Annotated in this window: 22 protein-coding genes; 16 read left to right on the forward strand and 6 right to left on the reverse strand. The window is 64.0% G+C overall.

Going from position 1 to position 23067, the window contains the following annotated elements:
• The 12 genes from serC (at position 1) to FHS03_RS12830 (ending at position 11615) form a co-directional block, all read left to right on the forward strand.
• The gene (serC, locus tag FHS03_RS12775) at positions 1–1089 is read left to right on the forward strand and encodes a 3-phosphoserine/phosphohydroxythreonine transaminase (RefSeq protein WP_183441351.1); all 1089 of its coding nucleotides are present in this window, start codon (positions 1–3) and stop codon (positions 1087–1089) included.
• 48 nt (positions 1090–1137) lie between these two features.
• A complete protein-coding gene (gene pheA / locus FHS03_RS12780) occupies positions 1138–2211 on the forward strand; it encodes a prephenate dehydratase (protein WP_183441352.1) in 1074 nt (357 codons plus the stop codon).
• An 18-nt stretch (positions 2212–2229) separates the two neighbouring features.
• A complete protein-coding gene (hisC, locus tag FHS03_RS12785; protein WP_183441353.1) occupies positions 2230–3351 on the forward strand; it encodes a histidinol-phosphate transaminase in 1122 nt (373 codons plus the stop codon).
• Positions 3341–4243, forward strand: coding sequence for a prephenate dehydrogenase (locus FHS03_RS12790; protein ID WP_371871662.1), 903 nt, complete (start codon positions 3341–3343; stop codon positions 4241–4243). Before hisC ends, FHS03_RS12790 begins: the two co-directional genes overlap by 11 nt.
• Before the next feature lie 27 nt (positions 4244–4270).
• Entirely contained in the window at positions 4271–5611 is a 1341-nt protein-coding gene (aroA, locus tag FHS03_RS12795) for a 3-phosphoshikimate 1-carboxyvinyltransferase (protein ID WP_183441354.1), read from the forward strand.
• An 11-nt stretch (positions 5612–5622) separates the two neighbouring features.
• Positions 5623–6291, forward strand: a complete 669-nt coding sequence (gene cmk / locus FHS03_RS12800) for a (d)CMP kinase (RefSeq protein WP_183441355.1) — start codon at positions 5623–5625, stop codon at positions 6289–6291.
• A gap of 109 nt (positions 6292–6400) precedes the next feature.
• The gene (gene rpsA / locus FHS03_RS12805) at positions 6401–8077 is read left to right on the forward strand and encodes a 30S ribosomal protein S1 (RefSeq protein ID WP_050408959.1); all 1677 of its coding nucleotides are present in this window, start codon (positions 6401–6403) and stop codon (positions 8075–8077) included.
• Between the two features lie 19 nt (positions 8078–8096).
• The gene (locus FHS03_RS12810; protein WP_050408958.1) at positions 8097–8402 is read left to right on the forward strand and encodes an integration host factor subunit beta; all 306 of its coding nucleotides are present in this window, start codon (positions 8097–8099) and stop codon (positions 8400–8402) included.
• 101 nt (positions 8403–8503) lie between these two features.
• Positions 8504–8809, forward strand: a complete 306-nt coding sequence (locus tag FHS03_RS12815) for a LapA family protein (protein ID WP_183441356.1) — start codon at positions 8504–8506, stop codon at positions 8807–8809.
• Between the two features lie 33 nt (positions 8810–8842).
• Positions 8843–10018, forward strand: a complete 1176-nt coding sequence (lapB, locus tag FHS03_RS12820; RefSeq protein WP_183441357.1) for a lipopolysaccharide assembly protein LapB — start codon at positions 8843–8845, stop codon at positions 10016–10018.
• Between the two features lie 8 nt (positions 10019–10026).
• Complete coding sequence (gene rfaE1, locus FHS03_RS12825) at positions 10027–10971, forward strand: D-glycero-beta-D-manno-heptose-7-phosphate kinase (protein ID WP_371871663.1); 945 nt, start codon at positions 10027–10029, stop codon at positions 10969–10971.
• Between the two features lie 170 nt (positions 10972–11141).
• Entirely contained in the window at positions 11142–11615 is a 474-nt protein-coding gene (locus FHS03_RS12830; RefSeq protein WP_183441359.1) for a ComEA family DNA-binding protein, read from the forward strand.
• A 119-nt stretch (positions 11616–11734) separates the two neighbouring features.
• On the opposite strand, the gene FHS03_RS12835 is transcribed toward FHS03_RS12830, so the two are convergent.
• Positions 11735–13492, reverse strand: a complete 1758-nt coding sequence (locus tag FHS03_RS12835; RefSeq protein WP_183441475.1) for an FAD-dependent oxidoreductase — start codon at positions 13490–13492, stop codon at positions 11735–11737.
• Positions 13493–13611: 119 nt separating this feature from the next.
• Here FHS03_RS12835 and FHS03_RS12840 point away from each other — a divergent pair, with 119 nt between their 5' ends.
• Both FHS03_RS12840 and cysM read left to right on the forward strand, forming a co-directional pair.
• Positions 13612–14154, forward strand: coding sequence for a GNAT family N-acetyltransferase (locus FHS03_RS12840; RefSeq protein WP_183441360.1), 543 nt, complete (start codon positions 13612–13614; stop codon positions 14152–14154).
• A 51-nt stretch (positions 14155–14205) separates the two neighbouring features.
• The gene (gene cysM, locus FHS03_RS12845; protein WP_183441361.1) at positions 14206–15108 is read left to right on the forward strand and encodes a cysteine synthase CysM; all 903 of its coding nucleotides are present in this window, start codon (positions 14206–14208) and stop codon (positions 15106–15108) included.
• A 59-nt stretch (positions 15109–15167) separates the two neighbouring features.
• Here cysM and FHS03_RS12850 read toward each other — a convergent pair whose 3' ends face one another.
• From FHS03_RS12850 to FHS03_RS12870, 5 genes are all read right to left on the reverse strand, one after another.
• Entirely contained in the window at positions 15168–15503 is a 336-nt protein-coding gene (locus tag FHS03_RS12850) for a hypothetical protein (RefSeq protein ID WP_176348665.1), read from the reverse strand.
• Positions 15504–15922: 419 nt separating this feature from the next.
• A complete protein-coding gene (gene mltB / locus FHS03_RS12855) occupies positions 15923–17050 on the reverse strand; it encodes a lytic murein transglycosylase B (RefSeq protein ID WP_183441362.1) in 1128 nt (375 codons plus the stop codon).
• Positions 17047–19107 carry a transglutaminase TgpA family protein gene (locus tag FHS03_RS12860; protein ID WP_183441363.1) on the reverse strand — a complete coding sequence of 687 codons (2061 nt, stop codon included), beginning with the start codon at positions 19105–19107 and terminating at the stop codon, positions 17047–17049. The genes mltB and FHS03_RS12860 overlap by 4 nt, the downstream gene beginning before the upstream one ends.
• The gene (locus FHS03_RS12865) at positions 19104–20081 is read right to left on the reverse strand and encodes a DUF58 domain-containing protein (protein ID WP_229426190.1); all 978 of its coding nucleotides are present in this window, start codon (positions 20079–20081) and stop codon (positions 19104–19106) included. The genes FHS03_RS12860 and FHS03_RS12865 overlap by 4 nt, the downstream gene beginning before the upstream one ends.
• Before the next feature lie 34 nt (positions 20082–20115).
• The gene (locus FHS03_RS12870; RefSeq protein ID WP_183441365.1) at positions 20116–21036 is read right to left on the reverse strand and encodes an AAA family ATPase; all 921 of its coding nucleotides are present in this window, start codon (positions 21034–21036) and stop codon (positions 20116–20118) included.
• 73 nt (positions 21037–21109) lie between these two features.
• Here FHS03_RS12870 and FHS03_RS12875 point away from each other — a divergent pair, with 73 nt between their 5' ends.
• Both FHS03_RS12875 and ylqF read left to right on the forward strand, forming a co-directional pair.
• On the forward strand, positions 21110–22039 hold the full coding sequence (locus tag FHS03_RS12875; protein ID WP_183441366.1) for a histone deacetylase family protein: 930 nt from the start codon (positions 21110–21112) through the stop codon (positions 22037–22039).
• A gap of 79 nt (positions 22040–22118) precedes the next feature.
• Positions 22119–23066, forward strand: coding sequence for a ribosome biogenesis GTPase YlqF (gene ylqF / locus FHS03_RS12880; RefSeq protein ID WP_183441367.1), 948 nt, complete (start codon positions 22119–22121; stop codon positions 23064–23066).
• Position 23067 lies beyond the last annotated feature (1 nt).

Genomic DNA, 23067 nt, shown 5'->3' on the forward strand with positions numbered 1-23067 from the left:
GTGACGAACATCTACAACTTCTCCGCCGGCCCGGCCGTGCTGCCGAAGGAAGTGCTGGCGCAGGCCGCCGCCGAAATGCTGGACTGGCATGGCAGCGGCATGTCCGTCATGGAGATGAGCCACCGCGGCCCGGAATTCATCTCGATCTACCGCGCCGCCGAGCGCGACCTGCGCGAGCTGCTGGCCGTGCCGGACAATTACCGCGTCCTGTTCATGCAGGGCGGCGGCCTGTCGCAAAACGCCGTGATCCCGATGAATATGCTGGGCCATCAAGGCCCGGACGCCACCATCGATTTCATCCAGACCGGCTCCTGGTCCAGCAAGTCGATCCAGGAAGCGGGCCGCTACGCGAAAGTGAACGTGGCCGCTTCGGCCAAGGCGGACGGCTTCACCCACGTGCCGCCGCAGTCGGAATGGCAGCTCACGCCGGACGCCGCCTACCTGCACATCTGCACCAATGAAACCATCGACGGCGTCGAGTTCAACTTCGTGCCGACGGCGCAGGGCGAGACGCCCATCGTGGCCGATATGTCTTCGCACATCCTGTCGCGCCCTGTGGACGTCAGCAAATACGGCGTGATCTTCGGCGGCGCGCAAAAGAATATCGGCCCGGCCGGCGTCACCGTCGCCATCGTGCGCGATGACCTGATCGGCAAGGCCTTGCCCTTCTGTCCCTCGGCTTTCGACTGGAAGAACGTGGCCGAAAACGAATCCATGTACAACACGCCGCCCACCTACGGCATCTATATCGCCGGCCTGGTTTTCCAGTGGCTGAAAAAGCAGGGTGGCGTGGCGGCCATGGAACAGCGTAATATGGAGAAAGCGGCGCTGCTGTACGCGGCGCTGGACGCCGACGATTTCTACCAGAATCGGGTGGCAAAGGAATACCGCTCGCGCATGAACGTGCCGTTCTACCTGCGCGACGAATCTCAGAACGAAGCATTCCTGGCCGGCGCCAAGGCGCGCGGGCTATTGCAACTGAAGGGCCACAAGTCCGTCGGCGGCATGCGGGCATCGATTTACAACGCGATGCCGATCGAGGGCGTACAAGCGCTGGTCGATTATCTGAACGAGTTTGCGGGCCGCTGAAGCGTCCATGGGCGCCGCGCCCGCAGTCCAAACCCTAGTATTCAGACCATGACAGACAAATTAAAACCCTTGCGCGAGAAGATCGATGCCATCGATGCGCAAATCCTCGAACTGCTGAACCAGCGCGCCCAGGTGGCGCAGGAAGTCGGCCATGTGAAGGCCGAAACCATGGCGCCGGTGTTCCGTCCCGAACGCGAAGCCCAGGTGCTGCGCGGCGTGGCCGAACGCAACCCCGGCCCGATGGGCAATGTCGAAGTGCAGACCATTTTCCGCGAGATCATGTCGGCTTGCCGCGCGCTGGAAAAGCGCGTCACCGTGGCCTATCTCGGCCCGGCCGGCACCTTCAGCGAACAAGCCGTGTACCAGCAGTTCGGCACCGCGGTCGAAGGCCTGCCTTGCGCCTCCATCGACGAGGTGTTCCGCGCCACCGAGGCCGGCACCGCCGATTTCGGCGTGGTGCCGGTGGAGAATTCCTCCGAGGGCGCGATCAACCGCACGCTCGACCTGATGCTGCAAACCAGCCTGACCATCAGTGGCGAGGTGGCGATCGCCGTCCACCACAGCCTGATGACGCGCACCGGCGGCATGGATGGCGTGAGCGTGATCTGCGCCCATTCCCAGGCCCTGGCCCAATGCCAGGTCTGGCTCAACCTGAACTATCCGAACATCGAACGCCGCGCCGTCGCCTCGAATGCCGAGGCGGCGCGCATGGCGGGCGAAGACGGGTCGATTGCCGCCATCGCCAGCGAACTGGCCGGCACGCAATACAAGCTGGGCGTGGTCAAAGGCCATATCCAGGACGACCCGCACAACCGCACCCGCTTCGCCGTGGTCGGCCATCTGCACACCAACCCGTCCGGGAAGGACCAGACCTCGATCGTGCTGGCCGTCCCGAACAAGGCAGGCGCCGTCTACCAGCTGCTGGCCCACCTGGCGAAGCATGGCGTGTCGATGACGCGTTTCGAATCGCGTCCCGCGCGCATGGGCACCTGGGAGTATTATTTTTACGTCGATATTGAAGGCCACGTACATAACCCGTCCGTGAGCAAGGCGTTGGCTGAACTCAAGGACAACGCTGCCTTCTTCAAAGTGCTGGGCTCCTACCCGACCAGCCTCAACTGACTTTAAGAGAAGATATCTATGTCCAAGCAATTCGGTCCTGAATACGTTCGCGCCATCGCCCCCTATCAAGCCGGCAAGCCCATCTCCGAGGTGGCGCGCGAGTTCGGCCTCGACGAGGCCAACATCGTCAAACTGGCGTCCAATGAAAATCCTTTCGGCGTGCCGGAATCGGCCAAGCAGGCCATGGCGCAAGCCGCCGCTGAACTGGGCCGCTATCCCGATGCCAACGGCTACGAGCTGAAATTGGCCCTGTCCAAGCGCTACGACGTGCCGATGGAGTGGATCACGCTCGGCAACGGCTCCAACGACATCCTGGAAATCGCCGCCCACGCCTTCGTGGAAGCCGGCCAGTCCATCGTGTATTCGCAGTACTCCTTCGCCGTGTACGCGCTGGCCACCCAGGGCGTCGGCGCGCGCCATATCGCCGTGCCGGCCAAGGCCCACGGCCACGATCTGGACGCCATGGCTGCCGCCATCCAGGACGATACCCGCCTGGTCTTCATCGCCAATCCGAACAATCCGACCGGCACCTTCGTCAAGGGCGCCGAGATCGAAGCCTTCCTCAAAAAAGTGCCGTCGCATGTGGTGGTGGTGCTGGACGAGGCCTACAACGAATTCCTGTCCAAGGAAGACCAGTACGAATCGGCGGCCTGGGTCAAGCAGTACCCCAACCTGCTGGTGTCGCGCACCTTCTCCAAAGCCTACGGCCTGGCCGGCCTGCGTGTCGGCTTCGGCCTGGCGCAGCCGGGCATCACCGAGATGATGAACCGCATCCGCCAGCCCTTCAATGTGAACTCCCTGGCCCAGGCCGCGGCCATCGCCGCCCTGAACGACAAGGACTTCCTGGACAAGAGCGCGCAGAACAACGCCGCCGGCTACCAGCAGTTCGTGGAAGCCTTCGAGCAAATGGGCCTGGAATACGTGCCGTCGCACGGCAACTTCGTGCTGGTCAAGGTCGGCAACGACCTGGCGGCCGGCGCGCGCGTCAACCTGGCGCTGCTGAAGCAGGGCGTGATCGTGCGTCCGGTGGGCAACTACGGCCTGCCGGAGTGGCTGCGCGTTTCCATCGGCCTGCCGCAGGAAAACGCGATCCTGATCGCGGCGCTGCAAAAGGCTTTGGCGGGGACCCGTGCTGAATAAAGTTGTTATCTACGGCGTTGGCCTGATCGGCGGCTCGTTCGCGCGCGCCCTGAAAAAGGCCGGCGCCGCGCGGCATATCGTCGGCATGGACCGCTCCCAGGACGCGCTGCGGCGCGCCTTGGAGCTGGGCATCATTGACGAGGTGGGCGGCGCGCTGCCCGCCGTGCTGTCCGGTGCCGACCTGGTGCTGCTGGCGGCGCCGGTGGCGCAGACCGAACGCATCCTGGCTTCCATTTTGCCGCATCTGGGGCCGGACACCGTCATCACCGACGCCGGCAGCACCAAGAGCGATGTGGCGGCCGCCGCGCGCAAGGCATTGACGGACAAAGTCGCCCAGTTCGTGCCGGGCCATCCGATCGCTGGCCGCGAAACCAACGGCCCCGAGGCCGCCATCGATGATCTGTACCAGGGCAAGAAAGCCGTGCTCACGCCGCTGCCGGAAAACCCGGCCGCCGCGGTCGAACGCGTGGCCGCCGCCTGGCGCGCCTGCGGCGCCATCATCCATACCCTGACGCCGGAAGAGCATGACAAGGTGTTCGCCGCCGTCAGCCATCTGCCGCACCTGCTGGCTTATGCCCTGGTGGACGACGTGGCGCGCAAGCCGCATGCCGATCTGCTGTTCCAGTACGCCGCCAGCGGTTTCCGCGACTTCACCCGCATTGCCGGCAGCTCGCCCGAAATGTGGCGCGACATCAGCCTGGCCAATCAGGCCGCGCTGCTGACCGAACTGGATGCCTATCTGGCACAATTGACGCAAATACGCGCCAGTCTCGCCGCCGGCGACGGCGCGGCCCTCGAAACCACCTACGCCAACGCCCAGCGCGCGCGGCGCCAGTGGATCGAAGCCATTGAAACGGCGGAAACGCCGCAACCGCAAGACCTGGCCGAATGAACCGCAACGAATCGAAGGATTGATGGCATGACGCAAACCGCATACCCCGAACACCTCGACCTGAAACCCGTGCCGCGCGTGCAAGGCGTAGTGCGCCTGCCAGGCTCGAAAAGCATCTCCAACCGCATCCTGCTGCTGGCCGCCCTGGCCGAAGGCGAAACCCGCGTCATCGACTTGCTGGCCTCGGACGATACCCAGGTCATGCTGGCGGCCCTGCGCTCGCTCGGCGTGCAATGGCAGGAAGCGGCGGGCGAAGGCGGCTCCACCGTGCACCGCGTGCTGGGCGCTAACGGCAATTTCCCGAAACGCCAGGCCGATCTCTTCATGGGCAATGCCGGCACCGCCATCCGCCCGCTGACGGCGGCCCTGGCCGTGATCGGCGGCGACTACAAGGTGCATGGCGTGCCGCGCATGCATGAGCGCCCCATCGGCGATCTGGTCGACGCGCTCAACGCGGTGGGCGCGCATATCGAATACACGGGCAATCCCGGCTATCCGCCGCTGCACATCCTGAGCGGCGAGTTCAAGACGCGCGAGCTGTCGGTGCGCGGCAATGTCTCCAGCCAGTTCCTGACCGCGCTGCTGATGGCCGCACCGCTGATGGCGCGCAGCGAGCCGGTGACGATCAAGGTGCTGGGCGAGCTCATTTCCAAGCCCTATATCGAGATCACCCTGAACCTGATGCGCCGCTTCGGCATGCGCGTGGAGCAGGATGGCTGGCAAGCGTTCACCATTCCGGCCGGCCAGTGTTACCAGAGCCCCGGCACCATCCACGTCGAAGGCGACGCCTCCTCGGCCTCCTACTTCATGGCGGCCGGCGCGATCGGCGGCGGTCCGGTGCGGGTGGAAGGCGTGGGCCGCGACAGCATCCAGGGCGATGTGCGCTTCGCCCAGGCCATGGAACAGATGGGCGCCACCATCACCATGGGCGAGAACTGGATCGAAGCCAGCGCCAGCGCGCCGCTGAAGGCTATCGACGCCGACTTCAACCATATTCCCGACGCCGCCATGACCATTGCCGTCGCCGCCCTGTACGCCGAAGGCACCAGCACGCTGCGCAATATCGCCAGCTGGCGCGTCAAGGAAACCGACCGCATCGCCGCCATGGCCGCCGAGCTGCGCAAGCTGGGCGCCACGGTGGAAGAGGGCGCCGACTACCTGCGCGTGACGCCGCCCGCCGTCTTGAAGGCGGCCGCCATCGACACCTATGACGACCACCGCATGGCGATGTGCTTCTCGCTGGCCACGCTGGACGGCGCCGTGCGCCGCGGCGCCGAGCTGCGCATCAACGACCCGAAATGCGTGGCCAAGACTTTCCCCGAGTATTTCACCGCCTTCGCGGCCATCGCCCGCAAGGATAGCTTCTAAAAGTTTCACATATGCCTACATCGCAGATTCCTGTTATTACCATCGACGGCCCGACCGCCTCCGGCAAGGGCACCGTGGCCCAGCGCGTGGCCGACCAGCTCGGCTACCACCTGCTCGATTCGGGCGCCCTGTACCGCCTGACCGCGCTGCAGGCGCTGCGCCGCGGCACTGACCTGGCCGACGAGCATGCGCTGGCCAAGCTGGCCGAACATCTGCACATCAGTTTCACGGGCGAGGCCATCTTCCTCTCGCACGAAAATGTGACCGACGCCATCCGCGCCGAAGAGGTTGGCAATACGGCATCGAAAATCGCCGCGCTGCCGGCCGTGCGCCAGGCGCTGTTCGCCCTGCAACTGGGTTTCCGCAAGGCGCCCGGCCTGGTGGCCGACGGCCGCGATATGGGCACGGTGATCTTCCCGCACGCCACCTTGAAGGTGTTTTTGACCGCGAGTGTGGAAGCGCGCGCCGAGCGCCGCTATAAGCAATTGATTGCGAAGGGAATTCCTGCTAATATGGAAGGTCTCTTGATGGATTTGAAAGCGCGCGACGACCGGGATACCCACCGGGCCATCGCGCCGCTGGTCCCCGCAGAGGGGGCGCACGTGCTCGATACCTCGACTATGACGGCTGACGAAGCCGTGGTTCAGGTGCTGGCCTGGTATGCGGCCATCGGGAAATAAGTAGTGGTGTGGCGGCAGGCTCTGACTGCCGCTGCGTGTCGTTAACCTAACCCAGTTGAAGCCGCACCCTGCGGGCCTTACTGGCTAACCTGGAAGTAATATGTCTAATATGGAAAGTTTCGCAGCCCTCTTCGAAGAGTCCTTGTCCCGTCAGGATATGCGCTCCGGCGAAGTGATTTCCGCTGAAGTCGTGCGTCTGGACCACAACTTTGTGATCGTCAACGCCGGCCTGAAATCGGAAGCTTTCATCCCTGTTGAAGAATTCAAGAATGACCAGGGCGAACTGGAAGTCAAAGTTGGTGACTTCGTTTCCGTGGCCATCGAATCGCTGGAAAACGGTTTCGGCGATACCATCCTGTCGCGCGACAAAGCCAAGCGTCTGGCTTCGTGGCTGGCACTGGAAAAAGCAATGGAATCCGGCGAAATCGTCGTGGGTACCGTCAATGGTAAAGTTAAGGGCGGCCTGACCGTTCTGACCAATGGCATCCGCGCTTTCCTGCCAGGTTCGCTGGTGGATACCCGTCCAGTCAAGGACACCACCCCATTCGAAGGCAAAACCCTCGAATTCAAAGTTATCAAACTGGACCGCAAGCGTAACAACGTCGTTCTGTCCCGCCGCGCCGTGATCGAAGCTTCGATGGGCGAAGAGCGTCAGAAACTGATGGAAACGCTGAAAGAAGGCACCGTGGTGACCGGCGTGGTGAAAAACATCACCGACTACGGCGCGTTCGTGGATCTGGGCGGCATCGACGGCCTGCTGCACATCACCGACCTGGCATGGCGTCGTGTGCGTCACCCATCCGAAGTGCTGACCGTGGGTCAGGAAATCACCGCCAAAGTGCTGAAATACGATCAAGAGAAGAACCGTGTTTCGCTGGGCGTGAAGCAACTGGGCGACGACCCATGGACCGGTCTGTCCCGTCGCTACCCGCAAGGCACCCGTCTGTTCGGTAAAGTCACCAACCTGACCGACTACGGCGCGTTCGTGGAAGTGGAACAGGGCATCGAAGGTCTGGTGCACGTGTCCGAAATGGATTGGACCAACAAAAACGTGGCGCCAAACAAAGTTGTTCAACTGGGCGACGAAGTGGAAGTCATGGTTCTGGAAATCGACGAAGAGCGTCGTCGTATTTCGCTGGGCATGAAACAGTGCAAAGCCAACCCATGGGATGACTTCGGCATGACCCACAAGAAAGGTGACAAAGTCAAAGGCGCGATCAAATCGATCACCGACTTCGGCGTGTTCATCGGTCTGGCCGGCAACATCGACGGCCTGGTTCACCTGTCCGACCTGTCCTGGACCGAGTCCGGCGAAGAAGCCGTGCGCAAGTTCAAGAAAGGCGACGAGCTGGAAGCCGTGGTTCTGGCCATCGACGTCGAGCGCGAGCGCGTTTCCCTGGGCGTGAAGCAGCTGGAAGGCGACCCATTCAACAACTTCGCCGCCATGAACGACAAAGGTTCGCTGGTGACCGGCACGGTGAAATCGGTTGAGCCAAAAGGCGCCGTGATCCAGCTGTCCGAAGAAGTTGAAGGCTACCTGCGCGCTTCCGAAATCTCCCGCGACCGCGTGGAAGATGCCGGCACCCACCTGAAAGTGGGCGATTCCGTGGAAGCCCTGGTCATCAACATCGACCGCAAAGCACGCAGCATCCAGCTGTCGATCAAGGCTAAAGACAATGCCGAGACCGCAGAAGCTATGCAGAAGATGGCAGCTGACAGCAGCGCCGCCTCCGGCACCACCAGCCTGGGCGCCCTGCTGAAAGCCAAGTTCGACAACAAGAACTAAGACTTTCTGCGATTAGTCGATGACCAAGTCCGAATTGATCAACCGCCTGGCTGAGCGTTATTCTCAGCTGGTGGCCAAAGATGCGGAGTATGCCGTCAAGACCATTCTCGACGCGATGACCGGCGCCCTGGCGAGCGGTCAACGCATCGAGATCCGCGGTTTTGGCAGCTTTGCTCTGAACAGCCGGCCGCCGCGCATTGGCCGCAATCCGAAGTCCGGCGACAAGGTGATGGTGCCTGAAAAACGGGTGCCCCACTTTAAACCGGGCAAGCAGTTGCGTGAGCGGGTCGATGCGATGGTCGGGCAGCCGATCATCGAGGACTGAGTCTCAGGATAGTCGGGGGCGGGCTGCGGCCCGCCCCTTGTTCGATCTGAAAGAGCGGCGTCCGTGGATGCCGTTTTTTTTATGGAAGCAGGAAGCTGAAGATGAAAATCTTATCAACGGTATTCGGTGTTGTACTTTTCGTCCTGTTCTTTGGTTTTGCACTGAAAAACACCCAGGAAGTGGATCTGCACTTCTTCCTCAACTATGAATTGCGCGGCCCCCTGGTGCTGATGCTGCTCGGCTTCTTTGTGGCCGGCGCGGCCCTCGGCGTGCTCGCCCTGACCCCGACCGTCTTCCGCCACCGGCGCGAAGCGACCAAACAAAAGACCACGATCCAGTCGCTGCAGTCGTCGGCCCTGCAGGCCGCCACCCCGACCCAGCCGGACAGCGTCAACGTGCAGCAGTAATGCCGCCTCTCTCCCTCTAAGCATAAGTACTCCATGGATTTTGAACTCTGGTGGTTACTGGGCATTCCGGCCTTCTTCGCGCTGGGCTGGATCGCCGCGCGCGTCGACATCCGGCAGCTGGTGTCCGAGTCGCGCACCCTGCCGCGCGGCTATTTCAAGGGCCTCAATCATCTGCTCAACGAGCAGCCGGACAAGGCCATCGATTCCTTCATCGAAATCGTCAAGCTCGACCCGGAAACGGTGGAGCTGCATTTCGCGCTCGGCAATCTGTTCCGCCGCCGCGGCGAAACCGAGCGCGCCATCCGCGTCCACCAGAACCTGCTGGCCCGTCCGGACCTGCCGGCCGAGGAGCGCGCCCACGCCGAATATGAGCTGGGCCAGGATTACCTGAAAGCCGGCCTGCTGGACCGCGCCGAGGAAACCTATAAGCGCCTGATTGGCAGCTCCTACGAAGTACAGGCGCGGCGCGCCCTGCTGGAGATTTTCCAGCGCGAGAAGGAGTGGGAGCGCGCCATCGAAGCGGCCGTCGCCCTGCAGGAAGCCGGCGCCGGCAACCGCCAGAAGGAAATCTCGCAGTTCTATTGCGAACTGGCGCAGGACGCGCTGGTGCGCATGCATCCGGAAGACGCCATGCCGCTGCTGGACAAGGCGGTGCAGGCCGACCGCAGCAGCGTGCGCGCCACCATCCTGGTCGGCGATGTGCAGCTGGCGCAGGGCGATGTGGCAGGCGCGCTGGCCACCTGGCGCCGCGTCGAGCACCAGAGCGTGCCGCATACGGCCCTGCTGGCGCAGCGCCTGATGGACGGCTACCGCAAGCTGGGCAAGGCCGAGGAAGGCGTCAGCCTGCTCAAATCCTATCTGGAACAGGCCTCTTCGATCGACCTGCTGGAGGTGGTGTTCAAGGCCGTTATCGAACTCGATGGCGTGGAAGCGGCCAAGCAACTGGTGGTCGATGAGCTGCGCCGCACGCCGACCCTGCTCGGCCTCGACAAGCTGCTGGAAGCGCGCATGATGGATGCGCCGGCCGGCGTGGTGTCCGAACTGTCCCTGGTGCAGAACCTGGTGCACAGCTACACCACGCGCCTGGCGCGCTACCAGTGCGGCCACTGCGGCTTCAAGGCGCGCCAGTTCTACTGGCATTGCCCGGGATGCAGCCGCTGGGATTCCTACCCGCCGCGCCGCAGCGAAGAATTGAACGTAATGAACTGAGGCTTATCGTGAGCACTACCCTGACTACTTATCAAGCGCCGGCACTGGATAAAGTGCGCATCCTGGTCGTGGGCGACGTCATGTTGGACCGCTACTGGTTCGGCGATGTCGGCCGCATCTCGCCGGAAGCGCCGGTGCCCATCGTGCGCATCGAGAAGCGCGAAGCGCGCCTGGGCGGCGCCGCCAACGTGGCGCGCAATGCCGCCGCGCTGGGCGCGCACGCCGGCCTGCTGGGCGTGGTCGGCGCCGACGAAGCCGGGGCTGAAGTCGAGCACCTGCTGCACGGCGGCGGCATCCACAGTTACCTGAAGCGCGACGAAGCCATCTCCACCATCATCAAGCTGCGCGTGATCGGCCGCCAGCAGCAGATGCTGCGCATCGATTTCGAGGAAGCGCCGAGCGACTCCGTGCTGCGCAATAAGCTGATGCAGTACAAGACCCTGCTGCCGGACTACGATGTGATCGTGCTGTCCGACTACGCTAAGGGCAGCCTGGTGAACGTGGCCGACATGATTGCCTCGGCCCGCGCCGAAGGCAAGGTGGTGATGGTCGACCCCAAAGGCGACGACTTCTCGCGCTATGCCGGCGCCACCGTGCTGACCCCGAACAAATCGGAATTCAAGCGCATCGCCGGCAGCTGGTCGAGCGAGGAGCAGCTGACCACCAAGGCGCAGAACCTGCGCCAGGAACTGCGTCTGGACGCGCTGCTGCTGACCCGTTCGGAAGAGGGCATGACCCTGTACACCGAAAACGATACATTCCACATGCCGGCCGACGCGCGCGAAGTGTTCGACGTGTCCGGCGCCGGCGACACGGTGATCGCCACCATGGCCGCCATGCTGGGCGCGGGCGTAAGCTGGCAGGAAGCCGTGCAGACGGCCAACCGCGCCGGCGGCATCGTGGTCGGCAAGCTGGGCACGGCCACCGTCACGCGCGAAGAGCTGTTCGGCTAAGCGCCACTGGCTTTCTTGATAAAACCCGCAAGTTTCCGCTTGCGGGTTTTTTCTATGCGCATGCAAGCTTGAGCAAGCGCAAACATTCACTGTCAACCAAGACGCCGGCGGCCCGTTAAAGAAGGCACAAGGCGAGCGCGCCTTGCCAATCACCCTAACGGAGGAATGACATGTTCAAGAAACTCATGCTGGCAGTTGCAACCCTGATTGCAACGATGGGCTTTGCGTTCGCCCAGGTCGACGTCAACAAAGCCGATCAGGCCGCGCTGGACAGCGTGAAGGGTCTGGGCCCGGCCAAAACCAAGGCCATTCTGGACGAGCGTAACAAGAACGGCGAATTCAAGGACTGGGCCGATCTGGAAAAACGCGTGAAAGGCATTGGCGCCAAGAGCGCCGCGAAGCTGTCCGAAGCCGGCCTGCAAGTGAACGGCAAAGCGCTGGACGGCGCCGCCGCCAAACCGGCCGCCGACAAAGCCGCCAAGGCCGATAAGGCAGGCAAAGCCGAAGCCAAGGCGGACGCCAAGGCGGACGCCAAGGCGGACATGAAAGCCGACAAGGCGGAAAAAGCCGCCAAGCCAGCCGACATGAAAGCGGCTGACGCCGGCAAAGCTGCCGACGCCAAAAAAGATCCCGCCAAGAAATAAGCCGTACCCGCCCCACCAAGAACCCGGACTTGCTCCGGGTTTTTTTAGCCCTACGGCCGAGCCCGTGTCCACCATGGGGTCTGACCCCAAGGTGGACACGGACTGAGCTGTGGTGCGGCTCAGGTGTTGACGGGTTGGGTGGCGAGGAAGGCGTGGATCTGGGAAACGACGGCGGCGCCTTCGCCGACCGCGGCGGCGACGCGCTTGGTGGAACCGGCGCGCACGTCGCCGATGGCGAAGACGCCGGGGACGCTGGTTTCGAGCGCGGCGCGCTGTGGCTTCTCGGGCGGGCGGGCGCCCTGTTCGAGCTTGGCGCGGCATTCACCTTTGTTCACGTCGAAGCCGGTGCGGATGAATCCTTGCTCATCTACCTCGACGCCGCAGTCGTGTAGCCAGGCGGTGTTGGGGTCGGCGCCGATGAAGAGGAAGACGTGGCAGACATCGTGGTGGAATTCCTGGCCCGTGTCGTTGCAGCGGAAGCTGACCTGGCGCAGGCCTTCCTCATCGCCTTCGAGCGCCGTGATTTCGGTGTGCGTGTGCAGCTCGATGTTCGGCGTGGCCTTGATGCGGTCGATCAGGTAAGTGGACATGGTGGCCTTCAGGCCATCGCCGCGGATCACCATATGCACCTTGGCCGCATGGGCGGAGAGGAAGACGGCGGCCTGTCCGGCCGAGTTGCCGCCGCCGACCAGCACCACTTCCGACGATTTGCACAGATTCGCTTCGATGCGCGAAGCCCAGAAGAACACGCCCTTGCCTTCGAACTGCGCCACATTGTGCAGGGCGGGGCGGCGGTAGCGCGCGCCGCAGGACAGCACCACGCTGCGCGCCTTGACCTGCTTGCCGTCGGCCAGCTCGATGCGCAGCGGATACTGGTCGCACAAGAGGCGCATGGCCGGCGCGGGAATCGCCACTTCGACGCCGAATTTCTGCGCCTGCACGAAGGCGCGGCCGGCCAGCGCGCCGCCGGAAATCCCGGTGGGGAAGCCCAGGTAGTTTTCGATGCGGGCGCTGGCGGCGGCCTGGCCGCCGAAGGCGTGGTTTTCCAGGGCCAGCACCGACAAGCCTTCCGAGCCGGCATACACGGCCGTCGCCAAGCCGGAAGGGCCTGCGCCGACCACGATCACATCCCAGACTTTTTCCTCATCCAGCTCGGGCAGCATGCCGAGGCAGCGCCCCATCTCGGCATTGCCCGGATTCTTTTTCACCGTGCCGTCCGGGCACACCACCAGCGGCCAGTCCTCGGCCTTGGGCTGGTAGTACTCGACCAGCGCGGCGGCCTGCTGGTCCAGGTTCGGATCGAGCAGGGAATGCGGATGGCCATTACTGGTCAAGAAGCTTTGCAGCGTATGCAGCGAGGCATGGCCGGCCGGCGCCACAAGCAGCGGCCCGCCCGAATTCAGTTCGATCAGGCCGACGCGGCGCAGGATCAGGGCGCGCACAATGCGTTCGCCCAGCTCGGCCTCGGCGATCACCAGGGCGCGCAGATTCTCGGGTGGGATCACCAGCACTTCCACTTCGCCCACGGCGTGGGCATTGACCAGCGAAGGACGGCCCGCCAGCTGCGCCACCTCGGCCGTGAATTCGCCGGGGCCATGTTCTACCAGCAGGGCCGAATTGCCCAGGCCATCGTAGCGGTTGATCGCCACGATGCCCGACAGCGTGACGAGCATGCCATAGCTGGTGTGGCCCGCTTCCAGGATGCGCACGCCATTGGCATAGGTGCGCACGGTGCCGAAGCGGTGCAGGCGTTTCAGCTCCTGCGCCGTGAGCACGGGATTCGATTGGTGGCGGCGCGATTCCAGATTTTGCAGGCTGGGCGAAACCGGCTCGTCGCGGTTCGCTTCGGGTACAAATTCCTGTGGGGTCAGCTGCATATTGGCCATGATGGCTCCATCTGGTGTTTTAGGTGAAAAGCAAATATCGATATGACCGGAAGTCTATCCGATTGTGCTATGTTTTGCTTTCAATTCACCTTCATCTTGAAAGGATATACATGCCCGCCATCCGCGCCGCCGAAGCTGCCGACCTGCCTGTTTTTTTCGACTATCTGAATGAACATTTGTCCGGCAATGGCGGCAATGGCGCGCCGCTGTTTCAGCCCATGGCGCGCGGCAGTATTTTCCCGGACGAGAAGCGGGCGGGCTTTGCGCAAGGCTTGGCGACGGCGCTCGACCAGCCGGGCTGGCGCCGTCTGTGGCTGGCCGAAGGCGAGAACGGCATTCTCGGTCATATCGATCTGCGCGCGCGGCCGGAAGGCGCGGCGCGCCACCGCTGCCTGTTGGGCATGGGCGTGCACGAGCAGGCGCGCCGCTGCGGGCTGGGCATGGCCCTGCTCGACGTGGCCATTGCCTGGGCCGGCGAGAGCGCGCGGCTGGAATGGGTGGACCTGGAAGTGCTGGGTGCGAATGGGCCGGCGCGTGCCCTGTACCGCAAGCGTGGCTTCGTGCAGACGGGCGAAATGCCCGACCTGTTCCGCATCGACGGCGAACGCCTGGCGTATATCTATATGAGTTTGGCTTTGTCCGCCGAGCGATAGGACGCGACTGCGATTAAAATGGCTATTTTGGCGAACCAAATCTGAACGAAGATGGCTTATAAGACAATTGCCGATACGATCGGCAACACCCCGCTGGTGCAGCTGGTACGCATCCCTGGCGCCGAGGCGGCGGCGCGCAACAATATCATCCTGGGTAAACTGGAAGGCGACAATCCGGCCGGCTCGGTCAAGGACCGCGCCGCCATGTCCATGCTGCGCCGGGCCGAAGAGCGCGGCGACATCAAGCCGGGCGACACCCTGATCGAAGCGACCAGCGGCAATACCGGCATCGCGCTGGCGATGGCGGCGGCCATCCGCGGCTACAAGATGCTGCTGCTGATGCCGGAAAACCTGAGCGAAGAACGGCGCCAGAGCATGGCGGCCTACGGCGCGCAAATCATCCTGACGCCACGTACCGGCGGCATGGAGTATGCGCGCGATATGGCCGAGCAGATGCAGAAGGACGGCAAGGGCGTCATCCTCGACCAGTTCGGCAACGCCGACAATCCGCGCGCCCACTACGAAGGCACGGGGCCGGAAATCTGGCGCGATACGCAAGGCCGCATCACGCACTTCGTCAGCGCCATGGGCACCACCGGCACCATCATGGGCGTGTCGCAGTATCTGAAGGAGCAGAACGCGGATGTGCGCATCATTGGCGCCCAGCCGGAAGAAGGATCGCAGATTCCAGGCATCCGCAAATGGCCGGAAGCCTATATGCCGAAAATTTTCGACAAGGCGCGCGTCGATCAGGTGGAGTATGTGACGCAGGCGGCGGCGGAGCGCATGGCGCGTCGTCTGGCGGCGGAGGAGGGCATCTTCTGCGGCATCTCGGCAGCCGGCGCCTGTGAAATTGCACTGCGTGTGTCGCAGACCGTGGAGAACGCCACCATCGTGTTCATCGTCTGCGATCGCGGCGACCGCTATTTATCCACGGGCGTGTTCCCGGCATAAATCAGCAGAGCGCCACCCCCTTCCCCTGGATAAGGGGGAGGGTGCTTGCTCAACCAAGCTTATTCAGCTTTTGGGCTTTCGCCTTCTTTTGGTTTGAACTGTTTGTCGCTGATGCGGAACTTGTTGCGGCGGTCGCCCATCAAGTAACGCAGGTCACGGATACTCAGATCGCTCACCTCGTGCATGCGGATCAGCAGCGAAGCACCCACCGGCAGGCGGTGGTGGCGGATTTTGCTGATGACCGGTGGCGCCACTTCCAATGCGCGCGACAGGGCGGCATCGTTTTTCAGACGCAGGTTTTCGATCAGGGTATCCAGCAGGCGGTTAGGGTTGTACTGCAGCAGATCGTCGCCTTCCGACTCGCTATTCATATCAATACCGACTTGGTTTGTCATGTCGTCTGTTCCTTGTAAAGTTGTCCTGCAGGGTGAAACACTCGGAGCTCATCTTGCTGCGTTAATGTTCTTCCTTCACCGAGGAACGAATTCACACACGGACGGATTCCGGGATAACAAGTTTCATAATATATACACAATTGTACAACATCAGGGTAGCTCGTACTTAAAAGCAACAAAAAATAGCATATTGCTCTCAAGTGCGTTGTCCTATCGCAACATTGTGTGAGAATTCTACCGCAATTTTTGTGATAAGGTAATGCAAGTCATGATTTGCAAATTGTGCAACATTGATTATAAGGCAGTAAATGCCGAATCGCCGCACGATGACATCCGTGCGGCAATTGCTTTTAACCTGCTATTGTTTCTATTGCACAATACATGCTGCAAAGAAATATATCAAGACTCTTTACTCTTCCTTACAACTCTTTCCGGCTCAGGCTCACGGCCCGTCCGAGCTCCACCACCGACATGGCATAGAAGTAGCTTCGGTTGTATTGCGTGATGGCGTAGAAATTCGGCGTGCCGACCCAGTATTCGGTTGGATCGGAGCCGTTCTGCAAGTCCACCAAGCCATACAGCATGCCTTCCGGTAAGGACGAGGTGGTGACGACGCCGGCCGTGGACAAGTCTTCGCGCCGGTATTTCGCTTCCAGGCCCTGGTTCACGTAAGCTTCCCAGGCACGGCTGGGTGAAACGCGCGCCGTGTAGACCAGCGGGCCGGCCTGTTCGCGCTGCCAGCCGTGGCCGACCAGGAAGGCGGCCACGCTGCCGATGGCGTCGCCGGGCGAGTTGCGCAGGTCGACCTTGCCGTCGCCGTCGAAATCGACGGCGTATTTCGCGATATTGCCGGGCATGAATTGCGGCAGGCCGACGGCGCCGGCATAGGAGCCGAGCAGGGCGAACGGATCGCTGCCGGTGCTGCGCGCATACAGCAGGGTCGCTTCGAGCTCGCTGCGGAAGAAGGCCATGCGCGCTTCGCGGTTGGGCGCCAGCGGATAGGCGAAGGCCAGCGTGGTCAGCACGTCCATCACGCGGAAGCGGCCGGTGTCGCGGCCGTAAATGGTTTCCACGCCAAGAATGCCGACAATGACTTCGGCCGGCACGCCATACTGCGATTCGGCGCGCGCCAGCGTGTCGCGGTGCTGGTTCCAGAAGGCCACGCCGGCATTGATGCGGATCGGTTCGATAAAGCGGCTGCTGTAGGCATGCCAATTCTTCGGCTTGCCCGGCGGCGCCGGCTTCACCAGCTGCACGGCGGCATCCACATAGCGCACTTGTTGCAGCATGGCGTCCAGCTCCTTGCGCTCGAAGCCGTGCTTGCTCACCATGTCATCGAGGAATTGTTGCACTTCCTTCCATTGGCCGAAATTCACGAATTCGCCGGTGTAATCGATGCCGGGCGCCTTTTTGGCGACCACGGCCTTGGCGGCTTTTTTGACCTTCTTGCTTTGCGCGGCCAGCAGTTCGGCCGGGACCAGGGCGGCGGCGGCCACGGCGGCGGCCAGCAAGGACAGGGCCAGGATACGGGGTTTGGAAAATTTCATCGAGATTGCATCAACAGGGTGTTCAGCCGTTTGACTGAATGGGTTCGACCACCGCTGTCCGGCACGCCATATTGCAGGGCGCCGTACAGCTCCAGAAATTCTTTCATGGCAGCTTTTTTATCCTCGGGCAAGGCGGCGGCCAGGATGCGCGCGGCATAGCTGCGCGGGCCTTCGTCGGCCGCGCGCGGCAGGCCGCGCCGCGCCATCTGCCGGCAGAAAGCCTGGTAGGCCGTGTCCACGGGATCGCGTCCACGGCCGGCGCGCAGGCGCTGCGCGGCGAACAGCAGCAGGGCCACCAGGACCAGGCCGAGCGCACTGCGCCAGTTGCCGAGCGCGAAATTTAGTTCCGCAAGGAAATTTCGCTGCCTTTCTGGATTGTAATCCAGGACCCATTGATTCCAAGAATTATTTATCGCATTGGCATTAAAACGCAGCCAGGAAAGCCACGATTCGCGGTCGTTTTGCAAGTCCACCAAGCCGGCCAGCCCCTCCAGGCCGAAGGGCGGCTCGGCCGGGATGGCGCGCGCCAGGCTTTGCTCGACGCGCTGCGGAGCAACGGCGGCGGTGGGATCGACGCGCTGCCAGCCTTGTTCGCCGAGCCAGACTTCGGCCCAGGCATGGGCGTCGGACTGGCGCACGAGCAGGTAGCCGTCGACCGGATTCAGCTCGCCGCCCTGGTAGCCGGTGACCACCCGCGCCGGAATGCCGGCCGCGCGCATCAGGTAGACGAAGGCGCTGGCGTAATGCTCACAAAAGCCGGCGCGGCTGGCGAACAGGAATTCGTCCACCGCGTCGCGGCCCAGGGCGGGCGGCGTCAGGGTGTAGCGATACGGCTCGCTGCGGAATTTGCGCAGCACGGCGCGCACCGCTCCCTGCGGGTCGTTCAGCGCGCGCAGGCTGGCCGCCAGTTCCAGCGCGCGCGGATTGAAGCCTGGCGGCAGCTGGCGCCATTGCGCCGTGCGCGCCGGACTGGCCTCGCCCTTCAGGCTGAAATCGGGGTAAGCCTTGGCGCGGTAGCGCAGGCGCTCGTGCAGCGGTTCCAGCACATAGCTTTCCAGCTCGTCGCTGCTGCGCAGGCGCTGGCCGGGGATGCTCAGATCCGGCTCGGTGAATTCGAGCGTGAACAGGAAGCGCTTGCCGCTCGGCTCCATGGTGATTTCGTGGCGGATGCCGGGGCCGCGCAGATGGATGCTGAGGCCCGCCGGCAGGCCGCCGCGGTACAGCGGACGGCCGCTGCGGGTCCAGGTGCGGCCGTCGTAGTTGCCGAGCACCACGCCGCGCCAGTACAGCTGGTTTTGCCGTGGCCGGGGATCGAAGAAGCGCACGCGGAAGGCGATGTCGTCGGAGGCGGCAAGGCTGGACAGGCTGCCCGGCGCCATCGTGTCGGAAATGCCGGTGCGCCCGCTGCGCGCATCGCCCGGCAAGCCCCATAGCGGCCCCTGGATGCGCGGGAAGGCGACGAACAGCAGCAAGCCCAAAGGCGCGGCCACCAGGAAGATGCGCGCCGCCATCAGCAGGCGCTGTTTCAGCGGCGGCACGATGCCGGTGTACTGGAAGGTGACCAGGGCTGTCAGCAGCATGACGATGGTGGCCATCATCGTCAACGCGGTGAAGATGCTTTGCGAGTAGAAGAAGTCGGTCAGCAGCAGGAAAAAGCAGAGGAAGACCACCACATACAGGTCGCGCCGCGCCTGCATTTCCAGCAGCTTGAAGGCCAGCAGCAGGGCCAGCATGGCGACGCCGGGATCGCGTCCCAGTAGGGTGCGGAAGGACAGGTAGACGCCGCCCATGGCCAGCACCGACACCGGCAGCAGGATCCACAGCGGCGGCAGGCGGCGGCCCAGCAGGGTGATGGCGGCGCGCCAGGCCAGCGTGAGCGTGGCGGTGACGCTGGTCCACAGCGGCAAGTGGGCGAAGTGCGGCAGCAGCACCATCAGCGCAGCCAGTAGCAGGAGCAGGGTGTCGGCCTTGTCGCGCGTCATGCGCGCCACCAGGCCCAGTACCGGCGTCGGCGTGGCTGGCGGCAGGGCGCCGATGTCGGGCGGGGCGGGCTTCATGCCGCCCCCTCGCCGCCGTACAGGGCCAGGGCGCGCAGACAGGCGGCGCGGTGGGCCTCGCCCAGCGCGGACGGGAAATGCTGCTGGCCGAGGCGGAAGGCGTAGGGCAGGGCGCGCTGCTCGGCTTCCAGTACCCAGCGCGTCATGCGCGACAGGCGCAGTTCCAGATCAAGCGTGGGTGGCAGCTGTGCGAAATCGAGACTCAGCTCGGCCACCGCGCCGCCTTCGAAATGCTTGGTCAGCAGCTGGCCGCTGGCCGGATCGAGGCGGGCGATCTGGCGCCAGGCCAGGTGGCGCATCGGATCGCCCGGCTGGTAGCTGCGGATGCCGGCGAAATTGTCCAGGCCGACCTGTCCATGCCCGTCCTCGCTGGCCGCGCCGCTGGTGGGCAGCGGCGGCGCGTCATATTCGGGGAAAGGATAGACCAGCACCTTCAGGTCGGGCAGCCAGTAGCTCCAGGCGCCGAACAGGCCGAGCGGAAAGCGCGTGAACAGGCGCACGCGCGGCGCCGCCAGCCAGCCGCGCCGTGCGGTGGGCGCGGCCAGCACCACGCTGGCGCTGGCGCCGGCCAGCACATCGGCCACATGGCGCGGCGCGCCCTGTTCCTGGAAGCCGAGCCAGACGGCGTAACGGTCGCGCCGTCCCGGGTTATGCAGATGCAGCTCGAATTGCGCCTCCTCGCCCGCGAACACGGGCTGGGCGCGGCCCGGCGCCAGGCGCAGCAAGCCCAGATTGCGCGCCGTCATCACCATATCGGCCACGGCGCAGGCGCCGGTGAAAAAGGTCAGCGCGAAACCCAGGCCGAGGTTGTAGTTGACCGCGCCGATCAGCATGATGAGCAGCAAGCCGCAGAAGGCCAGGCCGGCGCGCGTGGGCAGGATGAAAACGCGGCGCATCACCAGCAGCACTTCGCCCGGTTCGCGCGGGCCAAGCTGGAACAGCCAGCGGTCGCGCGCCCGCTTTGCCGCCGCCATTGCGCCTGCGCCTATCATGGCCCGCTCATCGTCCTTACAGCGGCACCGACTTCTGCAGCTGCAGCACCAGGTCGCGGCTGCCCAGCGCCACGCCCTGCGCCGATTTCAGCGGCCGCAGACGGTGGGCGCAGACCGGCACCAGCATGGCTTGCACGTCTTCCGGGATCACATGGTCGCGCCCTTCGAGCGCGGCCCAGGCGCGCGCGGCCTGCAGCAGCGCCAGCGCGGCGCGCGGACTGAGTCCCTCGGCAAAGGCGCCGCTCTGGCGCGAAGCCTGGGCCAGCGCCTGCACATAGTCGATCAGCGCGGGCGCGGCGTGGATCTGGCGCAGGCTTTGCTGCGCGGCTGCCAGTTCGGCCGGCGCCATCAGGGCCGGCAGCGTTTTGAGCATGCGGCGCCGGTCCTCGCCCATCAGCAGGGCGCGTTCGGCGGCGGCGTCGGGATAGCCGAGCGAGAGGCATATCAGGAAGCGGTCCAGCTGCGATTCGGGCAGCGGGAATGTGCCGATCTGGTGGGTCGGGTTCTGGGTGGCGATGACGAAAAACGGTTCGGGCAGCACGCGCGTCACGCCGTCGACCGAGACCTGGCGCTCTTCCATCGCCTCCAGCAGGCCCGATTGCGTCTTGGGAGTGGCGCGGTTGATTTCGTCGGCCAGCAGCACCTGGGTGAAGATCGGGCCGGGGTGGAAGGCGAAGCCGCCTTTTTCGCGGTCGTAGATGGAAATGCCCGCCACGTCGGCCGGCAGCAGGTCGCTGGTGAACTGGATACGGTTGAACTGCAGGCCCAGCGATATCGAGAGCGCATGCGCCAGCGTGGTCTTGCCCACGCCCGGCACGTCCTCCACCAGCAGGTGGCCGCCGGCCAGCAGGCAGGTCAGCGCTTGCCGCACTTGCAAGTCCTTGCCGACGATGACCTGGCCAACCTGCAGCGCAACATTATGGAATTTGGCGTACATGGTATCCTGTTAAGTCCCCGGCTGATATGGGGTAGGGCTAGATTACCGCCATAGGCACACAGACACAAGCGACATGAGCACAGCAATTTACAGTCATCCCGACTGCCAGCGCCATGAAATGGGCGAGTGGCATCCCGAATCGCCGGCGCGGCTGCAAGCCATCGCCGACCAGCTGATTACTGCGCAAATCGACGCCTTCCTCGACCACCGCGAAGCGCCGCTGGCCGACGTGGCCGATATCGCCCGCAACCACACGGCCAACGCCATCGCCATCGTGCGCGACAACCGTCCGTATCCGGGCGAGAGCCACTATCCGATCGACGCCGACACCTCGATCAACGCCTACAGCTGGCAGGCCGCCTTGCGCGCGGCCGGCGCCGCGGTGGCGGCCACCGACGCCGTCATCGATGGCGAGATCGACAACGCCTTCTGCGCGGTGCGCCCGCCCGGCCACCATGCGCGGCCGACCGAGCCGATGGGATTTTGCCTGTTCAATAACGTTGCCATCGCCGCCAAGCATGCGCTCGACGTGCGCGGCCTGGAACGCGTGGCCGTGATCGATTTCGACGTCCACCACGGCAACGGCACGGAAGAGTCGCTGCGCCATGAGCCGCGCGCGCTGATGGTGAGTTTTTTCCAGCATCCCTTCTATCCCTACACCGAGGCCGATCCGATCTCCGAGCACCTGGTGAACGTGCCGGTGCCGGCCCATACCAAGGGCGAGGCGGTGCGCCAGCTGGTGCAGGAAAAATGGCTGCCGGCCCTGCATGCCTTCCAGCCGCAGATGATCTTCATCTCGGCCGGCTTCGACGCCCACCGCGAGGATGAACTGGGCGGCATGGGCCTGGTGGAGGCGGACTATGTGTGGATGACGCAGCAGATCATGGACATCGCCAAGCTGTACGCCAAGGGCCGCATCGTCAGCTGCCTGGAAGGCGGCTACAGCCTGTCGGCCCTGGGCCGCAGCGTGGCGGCCCATGTCAAGACCCTGGCCGAACTCTAGGCGGCCTGCCGGGCAAATAGGCAGCGGCGCCCCAAAACGGTAAAATAGCGGATTGTTCGACAGATTTAGAAGGCAGAAGATGGCAATCCAATGGTTCCCGGGGCATATGGCGGCCGCCAAGAAAAAGGCGGCCGAGCAGATGGCGGACGTCGATGTGGTGATCGAGGTGGTGGACGCCCGCTTGCCCGAGGCCAGCTGCAACCCGCTGGTGGAGGAGCTGCGCAAATTCCGCGGCCGTCCCTGCCTGAAGATCCTGAACAAGGTCGATCTGGCCGATCCCGACGCCACGGCGGCCTGGGTCACGCACTATGAGCGCGATCCGGACGTGACGGCCTATGCCATGACGACCAAGAAGCCGGCCGACGTGGCGCGCGTGATCGACAAGGTGCGCGCGCTGGCGCCGCACCGCGGCCAGCCGACCAAGCCGCTGCGCATGATGATCATGGGGATTCCCAACGTCGGCAAATCGACGCTGATGAACGCGCTGCTCAAGCGCCGCGTGGCCAAGGTGGGCGACGAGCCGGCCGTGACCAAGCAGCAGCAGAAAATCTACCTGGACCTGAACACGGTGCTGATCGACACGCCCGGCCTGCTGTGGCCGAAAATCGCCATGCCGAGCGATGGCCTGATGCTGGCCGCCAGCCACGCCATCGGCGCCAATGCGCTGATCGAGGAAGAGGTGGCGGTGTTCCTGGCCGAAGAGCTGCTGCGCCGCTATCCGGCGCTGCTGAAGGCGCGCTATGGCCTGAAGGTGGAAGCGCTGGACGGCATCGGCGTGGTGGAAGGCGTGGCCATGCGGCGCGGCTACCGCGTGCGCGGCGGCGAGCCGGATTTCGAGAAAGCTTCGCACATGCTGCTGCAGGATTACCGCAGCGGCGTGCTGGGACGCATCTCGCTGGAAACCCCGCAAACGCGCGAAGCGGCGCTGGCCATCCACATCGAAGCGGAGCGCGTCAAGGCCGAAAAAGCCGCCATCAAGGCGGCCGAGAAGGAAGCCGAACGCATGAAAGGCAAGCGCGGCACCTGAT

It is taken from the genome of Pseudoduganella violacea, from assembly GCF_014191875.1.
GTDB lineage: Bacteria > Pseudomonadota > Gammaproteobacteria > Burkholderiales > Burkholderiaceae_D > Rugamonas > Rugamonas violacea_A.